The following is an 18,875-nucleotide window of genomic DNA, read 5'->3' as shown; positions in this document are numbered from 1 at the left end:
GGTCAGCCCTGCCGCAGTCGCGGGTCGAACCAGGCGTAGGCCATGTCGACCAGAAAGTTCGCCAGCATGACGTTGAAGCCGATGATCAGGGTGACCGCCAGAACGGGTTTGAAATCCGACATCAGGACGGAATTGACCATCAGCAGCCCCAGCCCCGGCCAGTCGAAGACGGTTTCGACCAGCGCCGTGCCGCCCAGCATCCAGCCGTAGCGCAGGCCGATCAGCGCCAGCACCGGCAGCATGGCGTTGCGCAGCGCGTGACGGATCTGGATGCTGAACGCACCCAGTCCATGCGCACGGGCGCCGAGCACGTAGTCGGAGGCCATGGTCTCGATCATCTCCGAACGGGCGACGCGTGCCACCGAAGCCAGACATGGAAACGAAAGGACCAGTGCCGGCATCGCGATGTAGCGCAATCCCTCGAAAGCCGTCCCCCACATGCCGCGAAGCATCGAATCCAGGATCAGCAGATGCGTGATCGGCTCCGGGCGTTCGGTGATGAGGCCGAGGCGGCCGCTCACGGGCAGCCAGCCGAGCTTGACCGCGAAAAGAAGCTGGAGCAGGAGGCCGAACCAGAACATCGGCAGTGCGATGCCCGACACGGCGAACAGGCGTACCGCATGGTCGACGAACGTGTCGCGCCAGACCGCGGCCAGGACGCCGAGCGAGACGCCCATCACCACGGCGAAGCCTATCGCGAAGAGCACCAGCTCCATCGTCGCGGGAAATGCTTCGGCAATGTGGTCGATGACAGGCCGCGTGGTCGAGATGGAGCGGCCGAGGTCACCGGTGAAGACGTCCGTGACGTATCGGGAGAACTGCTCCCACAGCGGCTTGTCGAGACCGTATTCGACCCGAATGGTCTCGACCATCGACTTGGTCGCATTGGGGCCGGCCGCGAGCGCGGCCGGATCCCCAGGAGCGATGTTGGCGATGAAGAACGTGATGCAGAGCAGGCCGAACATCATGGTTCCCAGGACGAGGAGCCGCCTGACGAGATAGAGGGTCATCGTCCCGGTATCCTATGCCCGGCCCGCGGGATCAGTCTTCGATCCACAGGCTGCCGAAGTCGGCGAAGCCCGACATCTTGATCGAAGTGTACTCGTACCCCTTCACGTAGTCGCGGTGCGCGAGGCGGACGTTGGGCGTGTACCCGAACAGCTCCGGCTGATCGGCCGTGATCTTTTCCTGGATCTCGGCATAGATGGGCGCACGCTCATCCCAGGCGGCCGTCTTCCGGCCCTTCTCGATCAGGTCGAACACTTCCGGATTGTCGTAGTGGCTCACCCCGAACCACTGGCCCCAGGCGCTCTTGTGATACTGCGTCGCGGCCGAGTCCGGATCGGACGTGTATGTCGCCATGAACAGGCCGGTCATGTCGGCCGCCGTTTCGATGCTCTGGGCGTTCGCGACCATGTTGGCCCAGAGGAGCGGCGTGATACGCACATCGATGCCGAGATCCTTGAGGCTGTTGAGCAGGATCAGGCCGACGCGGCGCGTCTCGTCATTGCCCTGCTGATGGACGTATTCGAGTTCGAGCCCACCGTCGGCCCACTCGGTCTTTGCCAGATACTCCTTCGCCTTTTCCAGATCGCGGCGCGGGAAACCGTCGATCTCGACATGGCCCTTCAGCACGCTCGGGAACGGGCTGGTCATCAAGGTCGCATCGCCCGCGTAAAGCTCCGGCAGTGCTTCGTAGTCGAAGGCGTAGGCAATCGCCTTTCGGAGGTTGACGTCCTTGGTAGGTCCGTCCTGGTAGTTGAACTTTATCGCGAACGGGCTGGAACCGACGTTGTTCTCGATCACGATGCCGGGAACGTTTGCCACCTGCTGGTAATCCGCCGTGGTCAGGCCCTCGACGATGTCGGCCTGCTTCGTCATCAGCGCCGTACGCTGCGCCGAGGGTTCCCGGATCACCTGATAGATCACCCCGCCAAGGTGCTTGTCGCCCTGCGGCCAACCGCGCCAGTAGTCATCGAGTGCTTCAAGCTGGTAGACAGCGTCCGGCCGGAACTGCTTGACGCGGAAGGGTCCGCTTCCGGCGGTATCGGTCATCATCCACGCCTGACCGAGGTCGCCGTCGACCTCATGCTCGGCGACCTGCTTGGGATTGACGATCATCCACCACGGCAGATAGCCGATGAAGCTCGGCGAAGGCACGTCGAAGTTGAAGCGGACCGTGGACGGATCCACGACCTCGATGTTCTCCTCCTTCAGGTTGCCGGAAAGCATCCAGGCGACCGCCTTGTTGATCTTCAGCGCCCGCGCGAAGGAGTATTTCACAGCGGCCGCATCCACGGGATCGCCGTTCTGGAATTTCGCCCGCGGGTCGAGCTTGAACGTCCATTCGGTGGCATCGTCGTTCATCTCCCAGCTCTCCGCGAGCCAGGGCACGATCTCGGACGGATTGCCCTTGTACTTTACCAGCGGCTCGTAGATGGCCGACTGGAACACGTGATGCGGGGCGTCGAACCGCTGATGCGGATCGAAGTTGCTGACGGGGGTTCGCCCGCCCCAGACGAGTATCTTGCTTCCGTCCACGACCTCGTAAGCTTTACCGTCCGTCGTGGACACGCCGAACGTGACGCCCGCCGCGAGAACCGCGGTAAAAGCTGTCGTTAGAAACCTCATGCGCAGCATCGGGTTGCTCCTTCTGTTCCCCATTGTTTATTTCAGCTGGACTGCGTGAACGCGCTTTGCGACGTCGCCGCCCCTCAGGCGGGCCGTCCCTTCCGCATCGAGGGCTCCGGCGCCGTCGAGAGCGACTCCGTAGATTTCGGAAGCCTGCTTGCGGCTGATGTAGCCGGAGCCAAGGTCTGACACGACGTCTTCGACCGGCCGGTCGAATGGTCGGCCATAGCCGGCGCCACCGCCGACGCGAACCTCGACGATCTGGTCGGTTGCCGTCAGCGTGTCGACCGACCCGCTTCCGTAGTCTTGCAGGAGGCGGCCATCTTCGCCATGCATGCGGAAATGAGCACCGCCGCCGGACGATCCGCCGGCCATGCCGCTCGCGTTGAAGCCCACGCCTTCGGGATAGCAGTTCACCATTACCCGGGGACCGCGCGAACGGATTCGCCGCGCGCGCAATTGCTGGCCGAGACCGGCGCGGTTGCGGCCTGCCCCGGCGCTTTCGGGGACATAGGCCTTTTCCAGCACCAGTACGGGCGCACGCGTTTCGAGCACCTCGACCGAGCCGTTGGACGCGCTGGTCGGCCACAGCACGGCGGACTTTCCGTCCTGCGCGGCCGACGCTCCCTGACCGCCGCCGAGATAGAGATGTTCGCTGAAGGAGCGGCCGGCCTCGTCCTTTCCGAAGAAGTGGACGATGGCGGGGAGCCCGCTGTAGGCCTGCACCGCCTCGGGCATCGCCGTGGACAGGGCCTGGAAGATGTTGCCGACGAGGTAGGATCCCGTCAGATGCCGCAGCCCGACCGAAGTGCCCGCGCTGCAGTTCACGATCGAGCCTTCCGGCGCCTTCACCGTCAGCGCCCGATAGCATCCCGCGGACGCCCGGATCGACGGGGTGAGCAGGCACTTCAATGCGAAGAATGTCTTCGCCTGGGTGAAGTTGAGCGTGCAGTTGAGGCCGCCCTGCAGGAGTTCTGGTGGAGAGCCTTCGTAATCCACTTCGATCTCGTCGCCGCGGACGGTGATCGTCACGGGGAACGTATGACGCACGCCGTTGCTCAGCGGTTCGATCTCGCTGCGGTAGACCCCGTCCGGAATGACCCTGATGGCATCGCGCATGGCCCGCTCGGCACGAGACTGGATGACGGTCGCCAGCGCCGTGAGGTCTTCAAGCCCGTACTCCTCGAGGAAGACCTCCAGCCGGCGGGCGCCGACGGCATTCGCGGCGACCAGCGCCTCTATGTCGCCGATCACCTGCGGAGCGTTGCGGACATTGGCGCGGATGAGACGGAAGAGATCCTCGTTCGCCTTGCCGCCGCGATAGAGCTTCATGGGCGGGATCTGGATCCCTTCCTCGTATATCTCCCGCGCGCGCATCCTGTCCTTCGTGCCACCGATGTCGCTGACGTGGCCGATCGAGCCGATCATCGCCACGACCTTGCCGTTGCGGAACACCGGCGTGACCACGCCGACATCGAAGAGGTGACCGGCACAGATCCAGGGATCGTTGGTCACCAGGACGTCTCCCGGCTCCAGCGTCTCGGCGGGAAACTCCTGCAGGAGCGCCTGGACGGCCGACATCAGGGTGATGTTGAACACCGGCATGGCTCGCGGCGAGTGCGCCAGCGACTGGCCCTCGGCATCCAGGATCTCGCAGGCGAAATCCTGCATCTCGCCGATGATCAGCGAGAAGGCCGTGCGGATGACGGTGAGCCAGGACTCCTCCGAGATGCTGATCAGGCGGCTCCACATGATTTCCAGCCCGATCGGGTCCGCCTCCAGGCGCGCAACCTGATCTGGCAGCGACGCCGACACCTCCGGCCGGTCCGCGGCTACCAGGCCGTGCGATAGGTGGATGACGAGGCTTCCCGCGGCGTCGATCTCGACACGGTCGCCGGGAGGCACGACGGTCGTGGATTCGTCCTCCTCGATGATGGCCGGTCCGTCGATCCCCTGCCCCGCCACAAGGGCGTAGCGATCGTAGACTGGCGTTTTGAGGAACCCCTTCTCCTCCGGAAACCAGACTGGCCGGCTTCCCTTCGACACGCTGCCGGCGCCGTCGGGGCGCGCGAGCGAGGCAAGGGACAGTTCCGGGTCGGGTCCGAGCGCCGTTACGCGCCAGCTGATGACCTCGATGTCGGCGTGGCTCGGTTCGCGCTCGTAGAGCCGGCGATACTCCTCGGCGAATGCGGCAGTGACGTGCTTCACGCTGTGGGCACCCACGCCACCGTCCGGCACGGCAACTTGCAGATTGTGGACCTGCCCCGCCAGCCGCAACTCGACCTGCCGGCGAATCTCGATCTCATCGGGGCGGACTCCCGCCTCTGCGACGAGGAGCCGGCCGTCAGCCTCGAGTTCTCCCAGCAGGTCGTTTACCGCGGCCCAATCGAGATTGGCCAATAGCCCGGGCGCCGAGCGAACCGCGTCGTGACCGACCCGTCCTCCGAGAAACCCCAGCGCCGACGCCACACCCGACGCCTGGGGGACGATGACCTTCGCCATGCCGAGCGATTTGGCGACGCGGATGGCATGGGCCGGACCGGCGCCACCGAATGCGACCATCGTGTAGCCGCGCGGGTCCCTGCCCTTCTCGACGATGTGGGCGCGCGCGGCGCCCGCCATGTTTTCACAGACGACAGCGAGGACGCCCCAGGCGGCAGCGATGCTGCTGTCGGATAGCCTCTCCGAGATCGGCCCGAAGGCCGCGTCCGCCGCCTTGTCGTCGAGCGGCATCCGCCCGCCGAGGAACGAGGCGCCGTCAAGATAGCCGAGAAGCAGGTTGGCGTCCGTGACCGTGGGAAATTCTCCGCCGCGTCCGTAGCAGGCGGGCCCCGGCGCAGACCCCGCGCTGCGTGGACCGACTTTCATCAGACCCAGTTCGTCGAAATGAGCGATGCTGCCGCCGCCGGCGCCGATCTCGATCATGTCGATGACAGGTGCCTTGATCGGCAAACCGCTTCCGCGCTTGAAACGGTGCTCGCGGGCCGCCTCGATCATCGGGGCCACGTCGGCGCGACCATGTTCGATGAGGCAGACCTTCGCGGTCGTCCCGCCCATGTCGAAGGCGATGACGTCGTCATGGCCAGCGATGCGGCCGAAATAGCCGGCCGCGATCGCACCACCGGCCGGACCGGATTCCAGCAGGCGGACAGGAAAGCGCCGCGCCATCTCGGGCGAGGCCAGTTGGCCCGACGACTGCATCAGATAAAGCGACCCGGAAAACCCGCGCTCGCGCAACGCGCCCTCGATGCTGCGGACATACGGATCGATCAGCGGCATGACGTAGGCGTTCGCCGTCGTCGTCGTCGTGCGCTCGTATTCGCGCACCTCCGCGCAGACCTCGCTCGACAGCGACACGGGAATGCCCGGGAACTCGTCAGCGGCGATGCCGGCGACGAGGCGCTCGTGCGCATCGTTCCTGTAGGCATGCAAGAACGAAACGGCAATTGCCTCGGCGCCCGCCGCCACCGCGGTGGAGAGCAGGTCGCGCACCTGCTGCGCCCCGATCGGAACGACCACGGAGCCGTCGGCGGCGACGCGCTCGTCGACCTCGAAGCACATGGATCGTTCGACCAGCGGCTTGGGGAAGTGAAGGAACAGATCGTGCGCGTCGTAGCGCTGCTCGGTAGCCATCTCGAGCACGTCCCGAAAACCGCGGGTGGTCAGCAGCGCCGTCCTGGCGCCCCGGCGTTCGATGATGGCGTTGGTGACGATGGTCGTCCCGTGGACGATGTCGGCGACCTGCGAGAACGTCTTGCCGGCTTTCTCGACAAGGGCCTGGAGCCCGGCGATGGAACCGGCGGCAGGGTCGGACGAGGTGGTGAGAGCCTTGTGCGTGTGCAACCGGCCCGTATCGGTTTCGAGAAGCACGAAATCGGTGAAGGTTCCTCCGATGTCGAAACCGATCCGGCAGCCACGTTCGCGCGTCATACTCGTTTCCCGTGTCGCATAGCGATACTTGCTATCGTATAGCGACAATGCTAAACGGGCTCCGCTCGCTGTCAAGGGGGGAGGCTCCATTGGACGCAATCGAAATCACGGCCGACCGCGTGCCGGGCCGCAAGGACAAGGCCATGGACGGCCGCTTCCTCGGTTCGGTCGAAAAGACCTTCCAGGTGCTGTCCGCCTTCAATGCGAAACGAAAGCCGCTCAGCCTGACCGAGGTCGTACGGTTGAGCGGGATCGAAAAAAGTGCCGCCCAGCGCGTGCTCTACACGCTGCGGGCATTGGGCTATCTCCGGCAAGCGGAAGCCACCCGCCTTTACAGCCTGTCGGCGCGAATGCTCGAGTTCGGCGCGTCCTACATCGCGTCCAGCCGCCTGCACGAGATCGCCGGACCGATCCTGGAGGCAGTCAACGCCAGTTGCGAGGAGACCGTGAACCTGACGGAGCGCGAGGGCGAGGACGTGGTCTACGTGTTGCGCTACCCGAGCCGCCACGTGGTAAGCGTCGATCTGTCGACCGGCTCCAGGCTGCCGATCTTCTGTACCGCGCCTGGTCGCGCGATCCTGGCGAACCTTCCGGAAGAGGAAGCTCGGCGCATCCTGGCGGCGAGCGATCTCAGGTCGCATACCCCGAATACTAAGACCGATCCCGACGAGATCCTGGAAGCCTGCGCCAGGGTGCGCACGCACGGCTACAGCCTGTCGAACCAGGAAGCCTTCATCGGAGACATCTCCGTGTCCGCGCCCGTCTTCGGCGAAGACGGCGCCGTCGTCGCCGCCATCAACATTGCAGTGCCTTGGCCGCGCTGGTCCGTGGAGCGGGTGGAGGCAGAACTCGCGCCGGTGGTCGTCGGCGCCGCGCAAGCGGTCTCGAAGGCGTTGGGTCAGGGCTGATGAGCGGCGCGGAGACGGATTCACGACGGCTCGACGACTACGTAGCGGAGCTGAGGCAGTGGGTTTCGATCGAAACATTCAGCAGGGACAGAGACGCCGTAGAGCGACTGCTTCGCATGGTCGCGCAGAGCTGCACCGATGCGGGTCTTGCCGTCGAATGGGCTGGCGGCGGTGACGGTGCCTGCCGCACGTTGCTCGCGCGCGGTGGGCCCGCCACTGCCGGTCCCGGAATTCTCGTCTTGGCGCATCTCGATACGGTCCATCCCGAGGGAACGCTGGAATCCGCGTTGCCGTGGCGCATAGAGTCAGACCGATTGTACGGCCCGGGCATCTACGACATGAAGGGTTCGGCGTTGATGGCGCTTTCCGCCTGGCGGCGGCTCCGGGAGACGGGGCAGTCACCCGAAGTGCCGGTGACCTTCCTCTTCTCTCCCGACGAGGAGATCGGCAGCCCCTCCTCACGCTCGGTCATCGAAAGCGAGGCCCGAAACGCGCTCGCGACGCTGGTGGTGGAACCGGCACGCGACGGCGGCAAGATCGTCACGGCCCGCAAGGGCGTCGCACGCTTCGTAATTACCGCCACCGGGAAACCGGCTCATTCCGGCTCGAATTTCGAACTCGGCCGCAACGCCATCAGCGAGATCGCTAGGCAGATTCCTGCCCTCGATGCGCTGACGGATCTTGACGCGGGCATTACCGTCAACGTCGGGACTATCAGCGGCGGAACGAGCCCGAACACGATCGCGGCGCACTGCCTTATCGAGGTGGACGTCCGTGTGCAGCGTCTCGACCACGTGGAACCGACGCTCGCCGCCATCCGGTCGCTGCGGCCCCGCGACCCCGACGTCGTTCTGTCGATCGAAGGCGATCTCAACCGGCCGCCCTTCGATGCGAGCGAAGGCTCCCGGGCGCTGTTCCGGCATGCCCGCAACCTCGCCGCCGGTCTCGGGATCGACCTCATAGGCATCTCGGCAGGCGGAGGGAGCGATGGAAACTTCACCGCGGCTATGGACGTGCCGACACTCGACGGGCTCGGCGTCGACGGCGCCGGTGCCCATACACTGGACGAGCACATCATCCTGTCGTCGGTCGTGCCACGAATCGACCTTTTTGCAGAACTCCTGCGGACGATCAGTGCCAAGTCGATCTCGATAGACGAAGTGGCTTCGTAGTCCTCCGAACGGCTCGTGTGTCGGCGGACGGGCTTGCAGAGGCAGTCCGTCTGATCACGAATTGCTGGAAGGTTGACCGAGATAGGGCTTCCATGTCATCTTCCAAGGAAGATTATGGAGGAGAATTCATGCACCCGCGAGGTTTCGCTGACTTCCTGGATCGCGCCAGCACGGAACTGCTTCGGATGGAGGAGCAGAACAGGCTTCCTGACGGGATCCGGGTGCATCCGGACATGTATGAAATGCTGGCCGCGGCGCGCCGGCGGGAACTCGAGGATGGTTTTCCGCTGATCGTACTGGGCATGCCGGTTCAGGCCGATGCCGCCCTCGGAGCGGAGGAATACAAGGTGACCGCGTAACCACCCGCGGCACGTTTGCTGGGGCAGCTTTGTCGGTGCGCTTCAGTGATAGACCGAGCCGCCGTCGACGGCGAGTATCTGTCCGGTGATGAAGGAGGAGTCATCGCTCGCCAGGAAAACGGCGGCTCCGACCAGATCCCCGGGACGAGCTTCCCGCCTGAGGGCTCGAGTGGAAACGGCAACATCCTTTGCAGCCGCATAGAATTCGGTGTTCTGCTTCATGGCATCAGTTTCCGTGAAGCCCGGCGCGATGGCATTCACCAGGATGTTGTTCCGGCCGAGTTCGTTTGCCAGCGCGCGAGTCATGCTGATGATGGCTCCCTTGCTGGCGACATAGGGCATCATCAGGGGCGTGCCCTTGAACGCGGTGCCGGACGTTATGTTGATGATCCGTCCGCTACCGGCCGCGCGCATGGGCTCCGCCGCAGCCCTGCAGCATAGAAACGTTCCGAACGTGTTGATCCGGAAGATGTTTTCCCATTCCGTAAGGGACGTCATCTCGAAAGGCGTAGGCTTCAAGGTCGAGGAGATCGCGGCGTTGTTGATCAGGATGTCGAGCTGGCCGAACTGAGCGAGCGTGGCGTCGATCATGCGGCCAACGCTGTCCTCGGAGGAGACGTCCGCCTCGATCCCTATGCAGGTGTCTTCGCCTCCCAACTTTTCCGCCGCCGCGGCCGCGCCGCGAACATCCGCGATGACGACCTTCGCTCCTTCCGCGACGAAGCGCTCGGCGAAGGAGAACCCGATCCCCGAGGCACCGCCGGTGACGATCGCCGTCCGGCCGGCGAGCCTCATCCTGCCGCCTCGTTCGGGGACGCCTTGTAGCCTTCTATCATCTTGACCAGGAACTCGTTGCCGGCCCTGCGTTCCGACAGCGGTATGCGATGAAACGCGGAGGCGATGTCGAAGCGGGAACCGATCGCTTCCAGGGCCACGTCCGTCACTTCCTTTCCCTTCTCGGTCAGATGGATCTGCCAGCTGCGCTTCCTGTTCGCGTCGGGGATGCGATCGACCAATCCGCGCCTCGTCAACCGCTCCACCTGCTTGGTGACCGCGCCGGAGGTAATCAGCAGCGACTGGAAGAGATCCGTGGGCCGCATGGCAAAGGGTGCTCCTGCGCGACGGAGGGCAAGAAGAATCCGCATGTCGCCGGTGCCCATGTCGAAGGTGGCCTGCGTGTAGCTTCTGAATTCGTTCTCGAGCAGCGACGCCAGACGGAGTATCGACCCGATGAGCCCGAACAACTCGGGATCGGAACTCGGAAGTTCGCGAGCCCAGAGTTCCGCGAACGCCCGCATGTCGTCGAAGATGATACCGCTTTCGCTATTCTTCTGAGCCACGATGCATCCGTAGTTTCCCCAAGTCGCTGCATTGATATGGAATTTTTGGAAGCCTCACAATCATTCCTGGCTGGGATTTCGAACCGCGTCGCGTATCGCCGCCGCCGCCTGCAACTGCGCCATCTTGCTCGCCTCCAGGCTCGCCCGCATGCCGAAGAACAGGTGGGTGACGCCGGAATAGGTGACGTGCGTCGCCGGGACGCCCGCCTCGAGCAGCTTTTGCGCATAGGCGACCGAGTCGCCGCGGAGCGGGTCGCACTCCGCCGAGATCAGCAGCGCGGGCGCGACGCCTGTCACGTCATCGGCACGCAGGGGCGAGACGCGCCAGTCGTCCGCCTCGGCCGTCTGGCCCACGCCATAGGTCCGGAACGTGTGGGCGACGTCGTTGCTGCTCAGTATGTAGCCTTCCTGATAAAGCTCGTGCGTCTCGCTTTCCATCCGTGCATCGAGGCCCGGATAGACGAGCACCTGCAGGAGGATGTTCGGCTCCGCCGCGTCCCTGAAGGTCAGCGCCGCCGCGGCTGCGAGGTTGGCGCCGGCGGAATCGCCCAGAAGCATCAGTTTCTCGCCCGGAATGCCTTCGTCCGCGCCATGGCGGGCCACCCAGCGCAGCACGGCCAGCACGTCGTTCAGGCCGGCGGGAAACGGGTTTTCGGGGGCGAGCCTGTAACCGACATTGACAACGGCCTGGCCGGAATCGTTGGCGATATGTCGGGACACGTCGTCGAAGGTGTCTATGCTGCCCGCGATCCAGCCGCCGCCATGCATGGCGACGACGACCCCTTGCGCCGATGCCGGGCAATAGATGCGGACCGGCACCTCGTGTCCGTCTTCGGCGGTCACCGTGCGGTCCCAAACCCGGTCGATTTCCGGACCCTTGGGGCGGGCGCGTGCCCTCTCCTCGGATTTGGTCCGAACGTCCGACGGGGCGAGCCCGGCGATCGTCGGCTGGCCTATTGCGGCCTTGATGAGGGGACGCAGTTTCGGATGGATGAACGCCATGTCGTACCTTCGTGCTTTCCGTTTTTTCTAGTGTGTGAGGCCCATGAGTTCCGGCAGGCGGCCGGCCTCAAGGTCGAAGTCGGCGCTGTTCGCCTGATAGGTGATCTGCCCGCGGTCCATGATGATGAAACGGTCGGACAGCTCCAGGGCGAGATCGATCCGCTGCTCGACGAGGATCATCGACAGGGACCCGTCCGAAATGATCTCCCGAAGCACGGAGATGAGATGTTCGACCACGACCGGCGCAAGGCCTTCCGATGGTTCGTCCATCAGGATCAGCCGGGGATTACCAAGCAATGCCCGCGCGATCGCCAGCATCTGTTGCTCCCCGCCGGACAGCTGCGAGCCGAGGTTGTCGAGACGCTGGCCCAGCCGGGGCAGCAGTTCCAGGACCTTCTCGCGCGTCCAGCGCCCCGGCCGCGACGCGATCGAAAGATGCTCGCGGACGGTCAGCGTCGGAAACACCTCGCGGTTCTGGGGAACATAGCCGAGCCCGGCACGGGCGCGCTGATAGATCGACAGCGGCACCAGATCCTGCCCGTCGAGACGCAGGCGACCCGATTTCGCACTGGTCCTCCCGGCAACGAGTTCGAGGAGCGTCGTCTTGCCGACGCCGTTGCGCCCCACGATCGCCAGACACTCGGCATCGCCGACATTCAGGTCCACGTTCTCCACGACGATCGTGGGACCCCACCCTCCCGTGAGACGTTCGGCCTCAAGCATGTGCCACCTCGGATGCGAAGCGCGTCTGTCCCGCCTTGCCCAGATAGACCGAGCGGACCTCCTCGGAGCTCATCACTTCGATCGGGCTGCCGGTCATCAGTATCTTCCCTTCCACCAGGACGGTGACCGTCGAGGCAAAGCGGCGGACCACCTGCATGTCGTGCTCGATGAGCAGTATCGCGATCTCCGGCGGGAGCCGGTCCAGCGCGTCGAGGAGGATGCCGGCCTCGGTCGATGGAATTCCGGCGGTCGGTTCGTCGAGAAGCAGGACCTTGGGTCTAAGCGCCAGGGCGATGGCGATTTCGAGGAGCCTCTGCTGACCGTAGGCCAGCTGGTCGACCCGCGTCCGGGCCACTTCGCCGAGGCCGAGCTGCTCCAGTATCTCATGCGCCCGGTCGATCAGGTCAGTATTCCGGTATGCCGGACGCCAAAGCCGGAAGCTGGCGCCGGCCCGTTCGCTGACGGCAAGATAGACGTTCTCGAGCACCGTCAATCCGCCGAAGAGGTTCGACACCTGGAAGGTGCGGACCAGCCCTTCACGCGTGCGCTGCGATGGGGAGGACCGGCCGATGTCGCGCCCCCCGAGCAGGATCCGGCCGCCGCCGAGAGCGAGGACGCCGGAAAGCAGTGCCACCAGCGTCGACTTGCCCGCGCCGTTCGGCCCGATGAGCGCGTGGCGTTCGCCGACACGAAGCCGAAGCGTGACGTCCTGTGCCACCTTCAGCGCGCCGAACGACTTCTGCAGGCCGATCGCTTCGAGGAGGTTGTCGGTCACCGGGGTTCTCCATTCGGGAGTTTGCCTCGAGAACGCGCGATCACCTTGTGAAGCACGCCGTGAATGCCGCCACGCGCCACCAGCATGACGAAGACCAGCATGAACCCGATGATGATCATCCAGGCGTGCGGGTTCCACTCCTTGCTCATGTCCTTGATGAGCAGGTAGACCGGCGCGCCGAGAAGCGCGCCGTAGAGGTGGCCGACGCCTCCGAGCACGAGTATCACCACTACGTCGATCGACTTCTCGACGCTCAGGACTTCGAGACCGACGAACTCGGACGTCTGGGCGAGCAAGGCGCCGGCAACCCCTGCTATGAAGGCGCTGAGTGCATAGGCAAGGGTGAGTTGCGCGAGGACCGACGAGCCGAGCAGGCTCATGCGAAGGCGATTCTCGCGGACGCCGCGCAGCGCCAGTCCGAAGTTCGACGTCGTCAGCCTGTGGCAGCCGTAGAAAGCCAGAGCGAGCCAGGCGAGCACGTAGAGATAGTCGGTCGTGCCGTAGATCGACCACTCGAAGATGCCGAGGACCGGGCTGAACGTCATCCCGTACAGCCCGTCGTCTCCACCCGTCAGCCACGTGAGCTTGTTCGCGGCCTCGAACAGAAAGACGCCGACGGCCAGCGTGACCATGACCAGAGGCAAACCCGTCAGGCGCAGGATGAAAGGCCCGAGCGCCCCTGCCAGCGCGGCCGCACAGAGGCCCGAGATCACGACGCCGGTGATCGGCTCCTGCCAGCCGGCAAGCGCCAGCCACCCCGCGGTGTAGGCTCCCACGCCGAAGAACGCGGCATGACCGAGCGTGACGATGCCCGCCATGCCGAGCGCCAGATCGAGCGACAGCGCAAACAGCGCGAATATGCCGATATAGGCGGCAAGCGAAAGGCGGTCCGGAAAGACGAAGAAGACGGCCAGCGCCAGCGCGAAGACGACCAGCGCGATCATCGGCAAACGCGGCCGGTCGAGGGCACTCAGGCCCGTGGAAGAGACAGTGATCTTCATCCGTGCCTATCCCTGCCTGGCGAACATTCCGGCCGGGCGCATGGCGACCGCCGCGATGACGAGTGCGTAGATGGCGAAGCCGCCCAGTTCCGGAAGGTAGTAGCGCGCCGCGGTGTCGGCGATGCCCACCACCATTGCGACGACGATCGACGACTTGATGTTGCCGAAGCCGGATAGCGCCACGATGATCAAGATGATGGTCAGGTACTTGATCGGATAGAGCGGCTCCAGGGGAAACAAGCCGGCACCGATGGCGCCGCCCAGTGCCGCGAGGCCGGTACCGGCCGCGAAGGCGAGCATCACGATGCGCTCCACATTGATGCCGGTCGCCTGCGCCATGCTGCGGTTGTCGACCGCCGCGCGGAGCTTCGCGCCCAGCGTCGTGCGGTCGAAGACGAGCCAGAACCCGAGGATGATCAGCGCGCCGACGGCGAGAAGGAAGACGCGGTAGACCGGGAACGAACGCCCGAACAGGTCCACCGATCCGCTCAGCACCTCGGGCAGCCTGATGGTGAAGACGTTCGGCCCGAACGTCAGCGCCAGTCCTCCGACGAAAATGAAGGCGATACCGACCGTCAGCAGGATCTGGTCCAGTTCGGGGATGTTGTAGAGGCGTACATAGATCGTGCGCTCCGCGAGCGCCCCGAGAGCCGCGACGAGAATGACCGCAACGGGGACGGCGACGAAGTAGTTCGCGCCCGCCTGGTTCATCAGCAGGATGGTCAGATATCCGCCAAGCGCGGCGAATGCACCGTGCGCCAGGTTCGGCACGCGCATCAGCCCCATGGTCATGACCAGCCCGACGGAGATGATGAACAGCACGGCACCATATGTCCCGCCGTACAGAATGATGAACGCCAGCGAGGCGAGAAACTGCTCCATGGAAGCACTCCAACCGCAGGGAAGAAGCGCCGGACCATGCGCGAGGCTTGACGCATGCGCACGGTCCGGCTGTGCAGGCTAGTTCTCCATCCACTCCTTGGACGGCGCCTCGACGGCTTCCAGCTGGTCGACGATCGCGTTCTGCAGCTTGCCGTCCACCTTCTGGACTTCGCGCAGATAGATGTTCTGCACCAGCTCACGGGTCTCGGGATCGATCTTCATGGGACCGCGCACGCCGTTCCAGGAAAGACCCTTCACCGCTTCTACGGCGTCCGGGCCGCTCCAGTCCTTGCCTTCCTGGGATTTCACCATCTCGTAGATGAGATGCGCACCGTCATAGGCGGATGCGCTGGCGAAATCGGGCTGTGTATCGGGACCGTAGAGTTCCTTCAGCTTCGCAATGAACGTCTTGTTCTCTTCGTTGTCCAGGGCTTCGGCATAATAGAGCGCGCCTTTGAAGCCCACGACGGAGTCGTCATACTGCGGCAGGATGTGGTCTTCGGCCTCGCCCATTCCGACGACGAAGTTGCTCTCGACCAGGCCCCTTTCGGCGAGCGCACGCAGAAGCCCGATAGCCGGCGCGCCCGGCGGGACGAAGACGTTGATGCAGTCCGTTTCTGTCGAAGCGATGCCTTCGACGATGGCAGCGAAGTCCACCGTGTTCAGCGGAACGCGAACCTCGCCGACGATCTGCCCGCCTTCCGACTCGAAAGTCTTCCGGAAGGCCTTTTGGGCATCGTAGCCGGGCTGATAATCGGACACGACGATGTAGCACTTCTCCGCACCCTGCTTGCGTGCGAAGGTCGCGCCGGCGCTCGAAGACTGCGCGATGTGCTGTCCGCTCTTCAGGAAATACTGCGAGCCGGCCAGGACCGACGGCGACGAGGCGATGAAGGTGATGGCGGGGGTTTTCGTCTGCTCGACGATGGGACCCACCGCGAGCGCCTCCGACGACAGGGCGAACCCGCCAAGTATCTGCACCTTTTCGCGAACGATCAGTTCCTCCGCGAGGCGCTTGCCGACAGCGGGATTGGGGCCGCCGATGTCCCGGTAGACGAATTCGATCTCGCGACCGCCCGCTGACTTGCCGTGGAGCGCCTGATAGACCTCGATACCCCGATGGAAGCCCTGGCCGTTCTGCGCGAACGGACCCGTGTCGTGGCTCAGAATGCCGACCTTGATCTGGTCCTGTGCGCCGGCGGTGACCGGCAAACCGACCGCGAGCGCCGTGACTGCGGCGAATGCCGCCAGTTTTTTCTTCAGTTCGAACATTTGGTACTCCTCCCTGAGTTCAAACAGTGATGACGTTGGTCGAGCCGGATCAACTCCCGCCGGCTCGTCGGATGGTTCAGATGTCCAGCACCAGCCTTTCTCCGGCCGCCGTCGAGCAGCAGATCATCATGACCTTGCCCGACGATCGCTCGCCTGGGCTCAGCACCGTGTCGTGGTGAGTAGGACTACCTTCCAGCACGGCGACACGGCATGAGCCGCAGAAGCCCTCCATGCAGGAAAAGTCGACTTCGACGCCTTCATCGAGAAGCGCATCGAGAATGGTGACGCCTTCCGGCACGACGATGCTCCGCCCGGACTTCGCCAGGACCACCTCGAAGCCGCCCTGCGGAGCGGACACGGTCTCGCCCGTGAAATGCTCCCGGTGAAGCCGCGAGGGTTGGATGTGCGCCAACTGAAATTCGAAGGCGGCGATCATCGGGCCCGGCCCGCAGCAGTAGAAGTGGGATCCCTCGGGGGCCGCCTCAGCGATGGCTCGAAAGTCGATGGGACCCCCTCCCGCGTCCTCGAAGTGGAACTCGACCGTCGAACCTTCCGGCAGCGGCAGCTTCCGCAGGTCGTCGACGAACGCGGCGTCCTGGAGGGAGCGCGCACCATAGTGGAAGTGGAAAGGGCGGCCGAGCCTGCATAGCCGAAGCGCCATCGAGATCAGAGGCGTGACGCCGATTCCGCCGGCGAACAGGACCGAACAGCTGGCCCGTTCCTCCAGAAGGAAATTGTTTCGTGGACGGCTGACTTCGAGCCGGTGCCCGACTTCCAATAGGTCGTGGATGTGGGCGGAGCCGCCACGGCCAGCGGGTTCGCGCTTTACGGCCAGCCTGTAACGGTGCCGTTCGGCAGGGTCGTTGACCAGGGAATAGCTTCGCCGCAGACCGTTCGGAAGATGCAGGTCGACGTGCGACCCGGCCGTGAACGCGAGGAGTTCGCGACCGTGCTCCGGGCAGAGCTCGATGCCGACGATGTCTGCCGTCAGCTTTTCGACACGAGCGACCCGCACCGCCTGCGTGGCAGGCGGCGCCAGGTCGAAGCCGGCGCCATGCTCCATGTTCACGGTTCTTCTCTCCAGATCCGGCGGATCGCACTCCGCGCCCCGGTTGCCAGCAGCCTCGCCGGGCGTGAGCGCGGCCATCAAGCGGCAGGCGCTCTATTCGGCTGCTTTGAGGAGTTCCATGTTGCCGGGAAGCAGCCTCTGCCAGCTTTCGTTCTTTCGGACGGTCGTATCGATCAGCGAGTGGACGCCCGAGAAGTCCTCGACCCGGAGGCCAATCGGATCTCCGCCTTCTTCGACGCGCCGGATCGATTCCAGGAGCCTCGCGCGCAAATGAACGACTGCACGGTCCGCGGGCACCATGTGTTCCTTGGTGCGATCGACGATCGGCCCCATGGATACGGCGAGAACGGCGTCCTCCTGCTCGATTCCGCTGAAGCCGGCAAAGCTGGTGTCCATGCGATGCCGGTCCTGGTTCATGCGGTTCACTTCCCAGGAAGCCCGGAACAGGCAGTCCTCCTCCCGCCAGAAGCGCTCGTCGTTGAGGCCGAGGATCGCCTTGACGCCATGACGGTCCGCCTTCTTCTGACCGTGGCAGACGATGTAGGTGCTCGTGACATGATCGTTCTGCGGCACCTCGAACAAAAAGTACTGGAAGGTGTTCGGGGCCGGAATGATTCTCCCGGTCGGAAAGATCACCGGCGTCACGCGAACGCTAAAACTCTCGTTTCCGTTCTCATCGACCGGGCCGCGCCGTTTGGCGGCATAGTGGTAGCCATATTCCGTATCGACGATATCGAGCACGGGGGCATGATCTTCCACCGCCATGACGCCGAGATCGAACTCCTCGTCCTTGTTCTTGGCGATCGCGACGTGGTCGTGATGGAGGATGCCCACGTGGGACGAGTCCGTGCCGCCCTCCCAAAGCTGCAGGTAGTTCGCTGCCGTGTCGACCCTCAGGGCGACCCGGTTTTCCTTCGGCCCTTCCATGAAGAGATAGTGCTGGAAGGGAGGCTGCTTCTCTTTCGGACCGATATAGGTCCAGATCAGCCCGCCCGCTTCCCGCACGGGGAAGGCCGGAGCCTTCAGCCGCTGCCGGAACTTCTCGTTGCAGTGGTTCGGCGTCTCCTGGATCGTGCCGTCCACCGCGAACTTCCAGCCGTGGTAAAGGCAGCGGATGCCGTTGTCTTCCACGCGTCCCAGCGCCAGCGACACCCGACGGTGCATGCAGAACTCGTCGAGCACGCCCACTTCGCCATCCGTGTTGCGGAAGACGACGAACGGTTCACCCAGAAGCATGCTGCGCAACGGCGCACAGTCCGGGTGGGGAAGTTGATCAGATGTCGCGATGGGCAGCCAGTACCGCCGCATGGTCTCGCCCATGGGCGTACCGGGGCCGACCTGCGTGAGGCGATCGTTTTCCTCGCGTGTAAGCATGAGCACTTCCTCCCGTGACCGGCTCAAGTATCATCCGTGGAAGATAATCACATCTCCGAAGGTCGGTCAATAATATCTTCCGAGGAAGAATATGACGGGTTCGATCATGATTTCCGAAGCGCCCACGGGACCGAGGCTTCCGGGAAGGTCCAGCCTGATCAGAAAGGCTTCAGACGCCTGCCCGATCGGAAGGCTGATCCGTCTGATGCTCGAGAGACGCGGGCGTCTTCCTCCACACCGGCAGTCGTCCAAGTGGATGTATGCGGATACGGCGGAACGACGGCCTGATTGGGAAAGGAACCGATCAGCGCGGCATTCAGTCAGCTGTTTGAAGAGCTTCACTTTTTCGCAGAAGCTTGGTGCCCCCGGCAGGAATCGAACCCGCGACCTTCGGTTTACAAAACCGCTGCTCTACCAGCTGAGCTACAAGGGCATGG

General features: G+C 64.3%; 16 protein-coding genes and 1 tRNA gene. 3 read left to right on the top strand and 14 right to left on the bottom strand.

What is annotated here, in order from left to right; translation table 11 throughout:
- Window positions 1–2: 2 nt before the first annotated feature.
- Genes BSQ44_RS11330 through BSQ44_RS11320 form a run of 3 tightly spaced genes read right to left on the bottom strand, consistent with a single transcriptional unit; the run spans window position 3 to window position 6,561 of the window.
- Complete coding sequence (locus BSQ44_RS11330; protein WP_072604117.1) at window positions 3–1,010, bottom strand: ABC transporter permease; 1,008 nt, start codon at window positions 1,008–1,010, stop codon at window positions 3–5.
- 31 nt (window positions 1,011–1,041) lie between these two features.
- Window positions 1,042–2,640: an ABC transporter substrate-binding protein gene (locus BSQ44_RS11325; protein ID WP_157894584.1), complete on the bottom strand. Its 1,599-nt coding sequence runs from the start codon at window positions 2,638–2,640 to the stop codon at window positions 1,042–1,044.
- 27 nt (window positions 2,641–2,667) lie between these two features.
- On the bottom strand, window positions 2,668–6,561 hold the full coding sequence (locus BSQ44_RS11320) for a hydantoinase B/oxoprolinase family protein (protein WP_072604115.1): 3,894 nt from the start codon (window positions 6,559–6,561) through the stop codon (window positions 2,668–2,670).
- Window positions 6,562–6,650: 89 nt separating this feature from the next.
- Between BSQ44_RS11320 and BSQ44_RS11315 the strand changes: the two genes are divergently transcribed.
- The 3 genes from BSQ44_RS11315 (at window position 6,651) to BSQ44_RS11305 (ending at window position 9,000) form a co-directional block, all read left to right on the top strand.
- Window positions 6,651–7,469 carry an IclR family transcriptional regulator gene (locus tag BSQ44_RS11315; protein WP_162276740.1) on the top strand — a complete coding sequence of 273 codons (819 nt, stop codon included), beginning with the start codon at window positions 6,651–6,653 and terminating at the stop codon, window positions 7,467–7,469.
- A complete protein-coding gene (locus tag BSQ44_RS11310; protein WP_072604112.1) occupies window positions 7,469–8,641 on the top strand; it encodes a M20 family metallopeptidase in 1,173 nt (390 codons plus the stop codon). Before BSQ44_RS11315 ends, BSQ44_RS11310 begins: the two co-directional genes overlap by 1 nt.
- A gap of 185 nt (window positions 8,642–8,826) precedes the next feature.
- The gene (locus tag BSQ44_RS11305; RefSeq protein WP_157894583.1) at window positions 8,827–9,000 is read left to right on the top strand and encodes a hypothetical protein; all 174 of its coding nucleotides are present in this window, start codon (window positions 8,827–8,829) and stop codon (window positions 8,998–9,000) included.
- A 42-nt stretch (window positions 9,001–9,042) separates the two neighbouring features.
- On the opposite strand, the gene BSQ44_RS11300 is transcribed toward BSQ44_RS11305, so the two are convergent.
- The 11 genes from BSQ44_RS11300 to BSQ44_RS11250 form a co-directional block, all read right to left on the bottom strand.
- Window positions 9,043–9,795 carry an SDR family NAD(P)-dependent oxidoreductase gene (locus BSQ44_RS11300; RefSeq protein ID WP_072604110.1) on the bottom strand — a complete coding sequence of 251 codons (753 nt, stop codon included), beginning with the start codon at window positions 9,793–9,795 and terminating at the stop codon, window positions 9,043–9,045.
- The gene (locus BSQ44_RS11295) at window positions 9,792–10,340 is read right to left on the bottom strand and encodes a MarR family winged helix-turn-helix transcriptional regulator (protein WP_072604108.1); all 549 of its coding nucleotides are present in this window, start codon (window positions 10,338–10,340) and stop codon (window positions 9,792–9,794) included. The genes BSQ44_RS11300 and BSQ44_RS11295 overlap by 4 nt, the downstream gene beginning before the upstream one ends.
- A 60-nt stretch (window positions 10,341–10,400) precedes the next feature.
- The gene (locus BSQ44_RS11290; protein WP_083534697.1) at window positions 10,401–11,342 is read right to left on the bottom strand and encodes an alpha/beta hydrolase; all 942 of its coding nucleotides are present in this window, start codon (window positions 11,340–11,342) and stop codon (window positions 10,401–10,403) included.
- Between the two features lie 27 nt (window positions 11,343–11,369).
- The gene (locus BSQ44_RS11285; protein WP_072604106.1) at window positions 11,370–12,065 is read right to left on the bottom strand and encodes an ABC transporter ATP-binding protein; all 696 of its coding nucleotides are present in this window, start codon (window positions 12,063–12,065) and stop codon (window positions 11,370–11,372) included.
- Window positions 12,058–12,840: an ABC transporter ATP-binding protein gene (locus BSQ44_RS11280; protein ID WP_072604104.1), complete on the bottom strand. Its 783-nt coding sequence runs from the start codon at window positions 12,838–12,840 to the stop codon at window positions 12,058–12,060. The genes BSQ44_RS11285 and BSQ44_RS11280 overlap by 8 nt, the downstream gene beginning before the upstream one ends.
- Complete coding sequence (locus BSQ44_RS11275) at window positions 12,837–13,841, bottom strand: branched-chain amino acid ABC transporter permease (protein WP_072604102.1); 1,005 nt, start codon at window positions 13,839–13,841, stop codon at window positions 12,837–12,839. The genes BSQ44_RS11280 and BSQ44_RS11275 overlap by 4 nt, the downstream gene beginning before the upstream one ends.
- Before the next feature lie 6 nt (window positions 13,842–13,847).
- Window positions 13,848–14,723, bottom strand: a complete 876-nt coding sequence (locus BSQ44_RS11270) for a branched-chain amino acid ABC transporter permease (protein WP_072604101.1) — start codon at window positions 14,721–14,723, stop codon at window positions 13,848–13,850.
- 78 nt (window positions 14,724–14,801) lie between these two features.
- On the bottom strand, window positions 14,802–15,995 hold the full coding sequence (locus BSQ44_RS11265) for an ABC transporter substrate-binding protein (protein ID WP_072604099.1): 1,194 nt from the start codon (window positions 15,993–15,995) through the stop codon (window positions 14,802–14,804).
- Window positions 15,996–16,071: 76 nt separating this feature from the next.
- Window positions 16,072–17,058, bottom strand: coding sequence for a PDR/VanB family oxidoreductase (locus BSQ44_RS11260; protein ID WP_083534986.1), 987 nt, complete (start codon window positions 17,056–17,058; stop codon window positions 16,072–16,074).
- 99 nt (window positions 17,059–17,157) lie between these two features.
- Window positions 17,158–18,438, bottom strand: a complete 1,281-nt coding sequence (locus BSQ44_RS11255) for a Rieske 2Fe-2S domain-containing protein (RefSeq protein WP_072604096.1) — start codon at window positions 18,436–18,438, stop codon at window positions 17,158–17,160.
- Window positions 18,439–18,795: 357 nt separating this feature from the next.
- Window positions 18,796–18,871: transfer RNA gene (locus BSQ44_RS11250), tRNA-Thr, on the bottom strand.
- Between the last annotated feature and the right edge of the window lie 4 nt (window positions 18,872–18,875).

The sequence above is a fragment of the Aquibium oceanicum genome (assembly GCF_001889605.1).
GTDB classification, from domain to species: Bacteria; Pseudomonadota; Alphaproteobacteria; order Rhizobiales; family Rhizobiaceae; genus Aquibium; species Aquibium oceanicum.
Note: the sequence above shows the minus strand (reverse complement) of the source record. Positions and strands in the feature narration are given on the sequence as shown.